The organism is Brunnivagina elsteri CCALA 953 (assembly GCF_002289455.1).
GTDB lineage: Bacteria > Cyanobacteriota > Cyanobacteriia > Cyanobacteriales > Nostocaceae > Brunnivagina > Brunnivagina elsteri.
The window spans coordinates 1-9,715 of sequence record NZ_NTFS01000252.1 but is presented as its reverse complement, the minus strand read 5'-3'; the positions used below and the strand labels follow the sequence as shown (position 1 = coordinate 9,715).

Annotated in this window: 9 protein-coding genes; 3 read left to right on the top strand and 6 right to left on the bottom strand. The window is 41.3% G+C overall.

The window, feature by feature from the left end:
* The coding region (locus tag CK510_RS19935) for an SGNH/GDSL hydrolase family protein (protein ID WP_342745985.1) at positions 1-223 on the bottom strand (223 nt) is incomplete at its 3' end.
* A 148-nt stretch (positions 224-371) separates the two neighbouring features.
* Between CK510_RS19935 and CK510_RS31110 the strand changes: the two genes are divergently transcribed.
* The gene (locus CK510_RS31110; RefSeq protein ID WP_143289358.1) at positions 372-650 is read left to right on the top strand and encodes a hypothetical protein; all 279 of its coding nucleotides are present in this window, start codon (positions 372-374) and stop codon (positions 648-650) included.
* Positions 651-727: 77 nt separating this feature from the next.
* Here the strand turns inward: CK510_RS31110 and CK510_RS19930 are convergent, their stop codons facing one another.
* From CK510_RS19930 to rbp, 5 genes are all read right to left on the bottom strand, one after another.
* Positions 728-2,698, bottom strand: a complete 1,971-nt coding sequence (locus tag CK510_RS19930; protein ID WP_095723362.1) for an FHA domain-containing protein — start codon at positions 2,696-2,698, stop codon at positions 728-730.
* Between the two features lie 204 nt (positions 2,699-2,902).
* Complete coding sequence (locus CK510_RS19925) at positions 2,903-3,469, bottom strand: FHA domain-containing protein (RefSeq protein WP_095723361.1); 567 nt, start codon at positions 3,467-3,469, stop codon at positions 2,903-2,905.
* A 147-nt stretch (positions 3,470-3,616) separates the two neighbouring features.
* Complete coding sequence (nfi, locus tag CK510_RS19920) at positions 3,617-4,282, bottom strand: deoxyribonuclease V (protein ID WP_095723360.1); 666 nt, start codon at positions 4,280-4,282, stop codon at positions 3,617-3,619.
* Positions 4,279-5,232, bottom strand: a complete 954-nt coding sequence (locus tag CK510_RS19915; protein WP_245912230.1) for a 50S ribosomal protein L11 methyltransferase — start codon at positions 5,230-5,232, stop codon at positions 4,279-4,281. Before CK510_RS19915 ends, nfi begins: the two co-directional genes overlap by 4 nt.
* Before the next feature lie 483 nt (positions 5,233-5,715).
* Positions 5,716-6,033 (bottom strand): RNA-binding regulator, encoded by a 318-nt coding sequence (gene rbp / locus CK510_RS19910; RefSeq protein ID WP_095723358.1) that lies wholly within the window; start codon positions 6,031-6,033, stop codon positions 5,716-5,718.
* A gap of 460 nt (positions 6,034-6,493) precedes the next feature.
* Between rbp and CK510_RS19905 the strand changes: the two genes are divergently transcribed.
* Positions 6,494-8,410 carry a GTPase family protein gene (locus CK510_RS19905; protein WP_095723357.1) on the top strand — a complete coding sequence of 639 codons (1,917 nt, stop codon included), beginning with the start codon at positions 6,494-6,496 and terminating at the stop codon, positions 8,408-8,410.
* Positions 8,411-8,417: 7 nt separating this feature from the next.
* A complete protein-coding gene (ribD, locus tag CK510_RS19900) occupies positions 8,418-9,554 on the top strand; it encodes a bifunctional diaminohydroxyphosphoribosylaminopyrimidine deaminase/5-amino-6-(5-phosphoribosylamino)uracil reductase RibD (RefSeq protein WP_095723363.1) in 1,137 nt (378 codons plus the stop codon).
* Positions 9,555-9,715 lie beyond the last annotated feature (161 nt).

Genomic DNA, 9,715 nt, shown 5'->3' with positions numbered 1-9,715 from the left:
GCATAGTGCGATCGCCCCTGACACCCAAATTATAAACCACATGACCGGGACTATCCGGCAACATCCACAGACGACGTAATCTTTCTACCCAGCCACCACCATCTGGGTCTCCAAAGCCATATATTAAGCTATCTCCTAGTGCGACAATCTTTTTTGGTTGAGTTTGCGTTGGTGTCGAGCGAAGGGATAGTTGCATCGAGGAAGTTGTTAAAACAGTTTGCATATTAATATAGGTTATCTTGTTATCTCTTCACGATTCTATACATTTGTACACCATTAGTCGAAATTTTTTGAAAAAGAAGCTTTTATTAGCCTCTGCTGTAACCGTTTAACCAAGCTCGCGGAATTCCCCATCCGTCTATACGGTGAGGATGGATAGCAACGGTGCGATCGCATTAATATTATTGCCACAGATAATATTCGCAGTCATGTACGGATGGATACATTTGGGCATTGGGCATTGGAAATTAATAGACATCTGGTGGAAAAGACGTAGAGACGTAGCATTGCTACGCGAATGTGCCGGGACAGAATATTCTCGAAATCTTGCCACCAGGGAGTATCCCCGTGGCAAAGTTTCGCGGCAACTTCGCAGTCTGTACAAGGGTTCTGGGAGAAACATAATTAAATTCGGTCGATGTCCATTGTAGGGGTAGGGTCTCCCTACCCTCCGCGTGATAGTGTTGTTAAGTATACGAGAAAGAAGATTTTATTTTCTGGAAGTCCCTTAAGATGGAGACTTATTTAATACCCATTTCAACCATTGTCCAAGAGAAGTAACAGCATTTAACCGCTGTACTCCTGGTGCGCGAGATTTTGCAAGTGTGTCAACTGCCGTCAAAGCAGCATATTGCAAACCCAAAAAACTATCCACAGCAGCGTATGGACCACCTAAAGTAATGGCTCCAGCAGCGTGCATTTTACCTTTCTCGTTTTGCATTTCGACTAGTTCAAAATTATTAGCAACTGCAAAACGTCCCAAACTATTTAATGGCAAATGGTAATGCTTAACTAAATCATCAAGTAATGGGCTGGCTTCGACTTTAGCATCAAGTCCGGTTGCATCAATAATAAAATCAGCATCCAAAGTTATTTGCCCAAAGTTTTTTTCTTGAATGTGGGTTACTGTCCGTCCTTGGGAATCCCGTTCGACGTTTTTGACTTCACCAAATTGAATATTATACCAGCCTTCATTTATACCTTGTTCAGTGATGCGCTGCCAATCTCCACGGTCTGCGGTGGTTGTACCTCCCCAGTCAGCGAGTAGGGTTTTGCGTTGTTCGGGGCTGGCTTTTTCCAGCATAACGCGCAGTTCCCCACTCCAGCAGGCTTTAGGCCAGTTAAATGGTTGAAATTCGTAATGATTTTTGACAAGACGCTGGGATTTACCGAATTTGTTGCCCATTGGTTTAGGCGATCGCATCAAATGTAGTACGCTGATATTAGGATTCTTTTTCCTGGTTTCGTAAATTCGCTGCATTACCCTCGATGCCACAATCCCCCGTCCCCGAATTAATACTTTACCTCCCTGACGTTCCAGTTGTTCATAAACGTGGTTGTGTTCTTCATAAGCATTCACAACCGATTTAAAATCCTGATATTTTTCGCGATATGCTTGCAAGTCAGGCAAAAATTGAATAGCTGGATAACCAGTTGCTAAATGCAGATATCGCACCACTAAAAATGCATGGTTGCCTGGTGCGCGAGAATAGGCAACACAATAGCGACCATCATCTGTCTTCCGAATACCTCGTACCCTTCCATAACGATAAATTTTATCCCAACCAATACGTCTAGCTTCCCGATCGATTGAGTCAAAGACATTCGCTGCGCGTGGTGTATAGGTTTCAGCATAAGTAGGCTCGGCAAATACTTGCCACAGATATTGAAAAGATTGGTTAAACTTAATTTTAGTAATATCATGCCAAGCTTCGCGCCATGCGTAACTTGGATATCCCCAAATATTATCGGGGCAAGAGTCGGAATTCGATCGCAAACGTTCGTGTAAAGGAATTTGCGAATTTAAACATAGACGTTTGTAACGTGCATAGGGTTCTTTCTCTAAACCCAAAGCAATAATTTTCTCGCTTTTAACACCGCAAATTCGTAATAGGTCAACCCAGATAAAACTACCCAATCCAGCACCGACAGCCAGAAAATCGTACTCATCAACAGGTAAACCCGTTGCGTGGATTGCTTGTACAGGAATGCGTTCTTCCCTAAATATTGGTGGTGGAAAGTTGCTACCGAGTGGTGTCGCTTGTTGAGGCGATCGCCAATTTGGGTCTGGGAGGTTAGTATTTGGATTAAACTCAATTCTGGAATTTTGATTAATTTGATTGGCATTGACTGCGGGTGAATTACCAACAAAAGTTATCGTAATTGCGTATGGTCCAATTTGCAACGTATCACCATTTGCGATCGCACTTCGATTTTGACGTTGACCATTGACATAAATGCCATTAACACTAACTTGATCTGTGGCGATTAGCTGGTCTTGTTCCCATTCCAACAAAGCATGATAGCGTGAAATTTCGTTACTATTAAGTATCATCCGCGCAACACGCTGTCCATTGTGTTCTGCTGGCATTCGCGCAAATTCCCGACCAAAAGTAATCGGTGGACGCAAACGCGGTTCGCGTCGTTCCCCAGTTGCTGGGTCTTCCCAGGTTAGTTGAATTTCTGAGTTATTATTCATTTTCCCCTCTTACCTTCCCCTCTTACCTCTCACAGCAGTTGCTATACAGAAAATATCAAACAAATACTCTGCGTAACTTTGCGCTTACCTACCCTACGGGTAGGCACGGAGTGACTTCCGAAGGTAGCCGCAAAGCTTCTAACGCGAAACTTTGCGTTTAAAAGCTAAATTTCAAATCGTTTTGAGCCATTTGGTGTGACCATTTTAATGTTGGTTTGGTGTCACCAAAACACTCGCAGCAGCAGCTAGGGATGTCCCGCACCATTGACAACCTATCTCTAAATGTTCAAGTGGAGAAACGCGATCGCATCTTGGACATTGTAAACCGTAGTTTGGATTGTGATGGTGATGCTGGTATAATGGTGGTTTAGCGGCAACTGGTATGGATGCAGGTTGGGAACCTAAGTTTACTGGTGGTGGTGACAAAATCGTTGCTTCGATGGTAGATATCCCCGTAACTTGGATTTTGGCTTGTCCGAGCAGAATTAAACTACCTTGATTTAAAGCTTGTTCTCCTCGTGTTAGTCTTTTACCATCGATTACGGGAGGATTTTGTTCCCGTAGATTCCGAATAAAAAATTGTTGTTGCTGGGGATTAAAAAATATTTCTACATGTAAACCTGATACCGTAGCATGACTCAGAACAATATCGCACCTGAGTGGGTCACGACCGATACGAACAGTTCCAGGGTTTTTACTTGGTTGTTGTTCGTATATTGTTTGAGTTTTTTCTTGACCTGCATCGTACCACTTAATAGTTAGTGCGCTCATTGTTTCAGCCCAAAGACTCCTGTGATAACTACTTCAAATCTGCCTTGTGCGATTACTAACACAATTTGTTATAAGTAATCTAAATATTTAGGGAAAAATTAAAAAATTATTAATGGTTAATGGGCATTGGGCATTACAAATTATGAATTATCGATCCGAAGCTAATTTATCTGCAACTCTTGTAGTCTCTGGAAGACGGTATTTAGGAGTACAGTGTAAAACGATCGCGATTGCAGTCTCCAAACTAATTCGATGACCGGAAGAAATGTATACTGGTTTGACCCCTGTTCTCGTTCGTAAAGCTGCACCAACTGTTTCACCTTGATATATTAAAGGTTGCCAATTACCTTTTTCTTCAGATAATGGCTCATGTTTGCCCACAAGTAGAGATTTTGCGACCCCAATTGTCGGCATATCCAACAATACGCCCAAATGAGAGGCAATACCAAATCTTCGCGGATGGGCTATACCTTGACCATCACATAAGATAATATCAGGTGTCATTTCTAGCTTTTCTAAGGCATCCAGAACAGCCGGAATTTCTCTAAACGAAAGGAAACCAGGAATATAAGGAAACGTTGTTGGACGATAGGCAATGCTTGTTTCTAGTACCTCTAAATCTGAGTATCTTAAAACAGCGACTGCTGCTCGACTAACTGTGTTATCTTCCTCAAATCCCATATCTACCCCTGCAACAAACTCAATTTTGTCCTTAAGTTTATCTTCGGTGATTACCTCTTTATTTAACTGTTCCTGAATAGCGATCGCATCGTCTTGTGACAACGACCACTCATGACGTTGATTAATCTTCATGATATTTTTAAGCGTAATGCGATCGCAATCCATTCACAAGAGCTTTTTTTATCCATTATCTCAAATCCTTCTGCTACCAAAGCGGCGACAACAGATTCTTCATAATCTTGATTAAAACCAGACACAATCAACATTCCACCCCAGCGTAAGGCTTGACGATAGTCGGGGGCAAGGGTAGTATGTACTCTTCCTAAAATATTGGCAACAATCAAGTCAAAATTTGCATTCGGGTTAATAGTTGAAATCTCAGCAATATTATCACCACCCATCCAATGTCCGATTTCGCTACCTTTCCCCAAACTTCCCTGGATCACTTTTACTTGCTGTTCAACCTGATTGCGCTTAACTGCATCTTGGGTTGACTCCACGGCAACGCGATCGCTATCCAATGCTAATACTTGTCCACCTAATTTTGCGATCGCAATACTCAAAATACCCGAACCTGAACCCAAGTCGAGTACATTCATATTCGGATTTACATATTTTTCCAGCAAACCCATTGCTAACATTGTGGCTGGATGTAAACCACTCCCAAACGCCAAACTAGTTTTTAATCTCAAGATTATTTCGTCTGCTGTTTCAGATTCGTAAACAGTATTTGGTGACAACACCACAAACCTTTTACCAATACGCACAGGGAAATTATCAATTTCTACGCTCTCTGGTTTCTCGTCAACTACATATGCTTGAATCCCACTTGTCAGTTTTGTTCTTTGCAAAGAGGAAAGTAAGTTATTTACCTGTTGAATACGCTGACTCGCATAAACATCATTGGCTACGTAAAAGTAAATTGTAAATACCCAGTCTTCTTTTGTTTCGCTCGATTTTTTATATGAACCTATTGTAATGTCACTAGTATAGGTTGTCGTAGCTAGCAATGTACAAACCCAATCAACTGCTTCTGTTGTTGTATCAAGACATAATTCCACCCATGACATATTTTTACCCATACCCCAACAGATTTAAATACGGTTTGCAATCGAGTATACCGTAGGGGCAAACAACCGTTTGCCCTCATTTATTTACTGAATTTATTTATTGAATTTATTTATTGAATTTATTTACTGAATTTATATTGCGACTTACCACGCAAAATATTCATGGAATTGTATATTACAGAATAGAGGAAGGACAAACAGCCGTTTGCCCCTACTGGATAAATAAACTTTAACTAGTATGCTATTACGTAAATATACTTGCCATTTATAATTTGAATTTAGTCCTCTTTAAGAGGGCTTTTACTATTAGACAACGGTTTATAACCGTTGGTAGGTTAATTATTCAGTGAAAAAATTATTTTATACGCTTTATTTTACCTTTTGCTCTTCTTACTATTGCTGTGGTGATGGCAATAATTAAAAATCAAAAAGCAAGCTTGTAGCTTGCTTCTTGATTCAAAGACAAATTATTAGTGAGTTGTCTGATGACGCAGTTTAGTAACCACCGCGTCCACCACCACCACCACCGCGTCTGCCGCCGCCGCCGCCACCACCAAAGGAACCGCCTTCAGTTTTAGGTTTCGCTTTGTTGACTTTCAAACTACGACCCATCCATTCAGCACTGTCAAGAGCTTCAATTGCAGCAGTTTCTTCAGCATCGCTGGACATTTCAACGAAGCCAAAACCACGCATTCTGCCTGTTTCTCTATCAACAGGCAGTTGAACGCTCTTTACAGTTCCATATTCTGCAAAGACTTGTCTGAGGTCATCTTCTCTAACCTCATAGGACAAATTACCGATATAAATAGACATAAGTCTCGTCTCCAGTATCAAAAGAGTGTAGAGATTTAGATCCGGAGAGGTCTGTAATGCTAAACATTGAAAAACAAACTACAAGCCGAATTTTATCATCCTCCTGAATTATAACACATGATTCAGAGGATTTGGCAGCAGAATATATCAATCTTTTTTATGGATTGACGAATATAAGTATTCTGATAGTAGATACGGACAGAACTGTGCGAATGAGAACATGTAAACACTGAGATTAAGCATTTAGTCTATATACCGACCTTCATTATAGCTTGTTATTCTTATCATAGAGAGAAAACTTTAGGAAACAGCCGTAAAGCCTTTCCACCACAGCATCTCTGAATACATTGCTAGGAAGTACAAGTAAGCTACGGTTCAAATCATAAATTTTGCGTTTTTCTGCGTTTAAATCAAATATATATAGAGAAAAGTTTTAGTCAGCAGGGGCAAAAAAACGGTAATGATACGCTTAAAATTCTGGCAATGGGTAGTTCTGGCACTTCCACTTACGGTAATTATCAGCTTTCTTTTGATTGCGGCAGGAATGCAAATCCATGAATGGGGACTGAGTTGGATTTGGGCTGTATTTACAATTATATTTGTTGGCTGGCGTTGGCTGGTAGTCAAGTGGACAAAACCAGCTTTAGCTCAGGTTGAGGATGCTGTGGCGGAAGTCAAGCGAGAATTGGAAGCGGCATCTACTGGTACAATTGCTTTAGGTGGAAGCGATCGCACAAGTCGTGCCGAAATTGCTTTACAAGAAATGTTACAACTATCCCAGAATGATGCAGCAATTTGGGAAGATTTACAAACCTTTTGGCAGCGATGTCTAGATTTGGTAACTAGCATTGCCAATATTTACTGCCCCGATATTAAATATCCCCTGCTAAATATCTATGTACCCCAAGCATACGGGTTGATTCGGGGAACAGTTGACGATATGGATAGCTGGATGCAAAAGTTATCTCCGGCATTGAATCAAGTTAGTATTGGTCAAGCATACGAAGCATACGAAGTTTACCAAAAGCTGGAACCATCGGCGCGAAAGTTATTAAGAGTATGGAATTTGGCACAATGGTTGTTAAATCCAGCCGCAGCAGTGGCAAAACGTGCGAGTCAACGCTATACAAATCAAGCGAATCAGCAATTATTAGGGAATTTGAATCAGTTGCTGCGGGAAGTTGCTTTGCGAAATTTATGTAAGCAAGCAGTCATGCTTTACGGTAGCGATCGCTTACCCTCATCTTTTGCTATAACGACATCAACATTAGCACCAGTATCAGAAAAAACCCGAACCCTGCGGGAGATTTTGTCTCAAGTAGAACCTGTGGATGCGATCGCACAAAAGCCTGTTAATATTCTTTTGATTGGACGTACTGGTGCGGGTAAAAGTAGTTTAATCAATACTCTATTCCAATCGGAACTTGCCGAAGTTGATGTTTTACCGAGTACCGATAAGATTCAAAGCTATCATTGGCAAACTAGCGATGGAGAATCATTGACGCTTTGGGATACTCCCGGTTACGAGCAAGTTAATCGTGGTGGATTGCGGGATACAGTTTTAGAATACACCAACGAAGCTGATTTAATTTTACTAGTAACACCAGCACTTGACCCTTCCCTACAGATGGATGCGGACTTTTTGCGGGATATTAAAGCCGAAGTTACTGATTTACCAGCGATTACAATCGTCACTCAAGTTGATAAATTACGTCCGATCAGGGAATGGCAACCACCTTATGATTGGCAATGGGGAGATAAACCCAAGGAAGTCTCAATTCGCGAAGCTACCAAATATCGGGTTGAGTTGCTTGGTGATTTTTGCGACTTGATATTACCCATTGTCACAGATGATCCGAAAATAGGACGTGTTGCTTGGGGAATCGATGCTCTATCACTCGCTTTATTAGGAGCAATAAATCCAGCAAAACAACAGCGATTAGCTCGATTTTTACGGGATTTGGATGCTCGTACCCTTGCTGCTGCTAAAATTATCGATCATTACAGCTTCCAAATGACCACAACACAAGGACTAACCGCACTACTAAAAAGTCCAGTACTACAATTTATTTCCACCGTTTCCACAGGTTCCCCAGCTCTTGCATACTTACTTTCCGAAAAAATTCCTGCCGAACAATTACCGATAGTGATTGGTAAATTACAAATGGCATATGAATTATTTTCGTTGTTGAACCCCGAAAGTGAAAATCCCCTCAAATTTGATTTGCGAACACTTTGGTCATTACTTTTAGAGAATAATGGCTCATCGGAGCGTAACGCTTGGGCTTTTGGTCATGCTTTAGTAGAATATTGGACACAAAATTTAACTTTAGAACAATTGCGATCGCGGTTTGAACATTATTTACAACAAGGATAATCCCTCAATGCTGACTCAAAACAATTCTCATTTGCAATCAGTTTTAACTATCGAAACTGACTTCGATTCACGAATGATGCAGAAGTGTTTGCAACTAGCACGTCGAGCATTGGGGAAAACCTCACCGAATCCCCTAGTTGGTGCAATCATCGTTAAAGATGGAGAAATTGTTGGAGAAGGGTTTCATCCCCGTGCAGGAGAACCCCATGCTGAGATTTTCGCATTACGGGCAGCCCTCGAAAATGCACGGGGAGCCACTGCTTACGTCAGTCTAGAACCCTGTAACCACTACGGACGAACTCCACCCTGTACGTCCGCTTTAATTGCCGCAGGAGTGAAAAAAGTGGTTGTGGGTATGGTCGATCCCAATCCCTTGGTTGCTGGGGGAGGAATTACCCGTTTGCGCGATGCTGGAATTGAAGTTGTTGTTGGGGTAGAAGAAACTGCTTGTCGGAAATTAAATGAAGGGTTTATCCATCGCATTCTTTACCAAAAGCCTTTGGGAACCTTAAAATTTGCCATGACCTTAGATGGGAAAATTGCTACAGATACAGGTCATAGTGCTTGGGTAACAAGTCCAGATGCTCGCCAAGTAGTATATCAATTTCGTGTAGCGACTGATGCGGTTGTGGTTGGTGGAAACACTGTCAGGAAAGATAATCCCTATTTAACTAGCCATCAAGAAGGGGCACATAATCCTTTACGAGTAGTCATGAGTCGTAATCTCGATTTACCTACAGACGCTCGTCTCTGGGAAACAGAGACAGCACAGACGTTAGTTTTGACACAAGTAGGAGCAAATCCCCAATTTCAAGCGATGTTGCGAAGTCGAGCGGTAGAAGTAGTTGAGATGGATATATTAACACCGGATCGAGCAATGAATTACTTTTACCAACGGGGTTTTTGTAACGTATTGTGGGAATGCGGAGGTACATTAGCTGCGAGTGCGATCGCATCTGGGGCAATTCAAAAGGTTCTCGCATTTATAGCCCCTAAAATTATAGGTGGTGCTAATGCTCCCACACCCGTAGGAGACTTGGGTTTTACGACTATGACACAGGCTTTATCTTTAGAAAATGTCGAAATTCGCTTAGTTGGTACAGATTGCTTGGTTGAAGGATACTTACCTCAAAAAAGAGATTAAATGGAAATCCAGAATCAAATATACAGAATTATTTAGGCTCTTCCGTAGATGTTATGCTGAAATTTAAACAATAATTTGTAATTAGCCTTTAATAGCAAGACTTTTGGGGATTTTCATCCTTGATTTGATTCCAAAGGCTCAAAATCCAAGTTTAAAAGCTA

What these genes read in the sequence shown, in the direction of transcription:
- CK510_RS31110 (WP_143289358.1), top strand. Translation starts at nt 372, where the DNA reads ATGGATAGCAACGGTGCGATCGCATTAATATTATTGCCACAGATAATA.
- nfi (WP_095723360.1), bottom strand. Translation starts at nt 4,282, where the DNA reads ATGAAGATTAATCAACGTCATGAGTGGTCGTTGTCACAAGACGATGCG.
- ribD (WP_095723363.1), top strand. Translation starts at nt 8,418, where the DNA reads ATGCTGACTCAAAACAATTCTCATTTGCAATCAGTTTTAACTATCGAA.
- CK510_RS19930 (WP_095723362.1), bottom strand. Translation starts at nt 2,698, where the DNA reads ATGAATAATAACTCAGAAATTCAACTAACCTGGGAAGACCCAGCAACT.
- CK510_RS19915 (WP_245912230.1), bottom strand. Translation starts at nt 5,232, where the DNA reads ATGGGTAAAAATATGTCATGGGTGGAATTATGTCTTGATACAACAACA.
- CK510_RS19905 (WP_095723357.1), top strand. Translation starts at nt 6,494, where the DNA reads ATGATACGCTTAAAATTCTGGCAATGGGTAGTTCTGGCACTTCCACTT.
- rbp (WP_095723358.1), bottom strand. Translation starts at nt 6,033, where the DNA reads ATGTCTATTTATATCGGTAATTTGTCCTATGAGGTTAGAGAAGATGAC.
- CK510_RS19925 (WP_095723361.1), bottom strand. Translation starts at nt 3,469, where the DNA reads ATGAGCGCACTAACTATTAAGTGGTACGATGCAGGTCAAGAAAAAACT.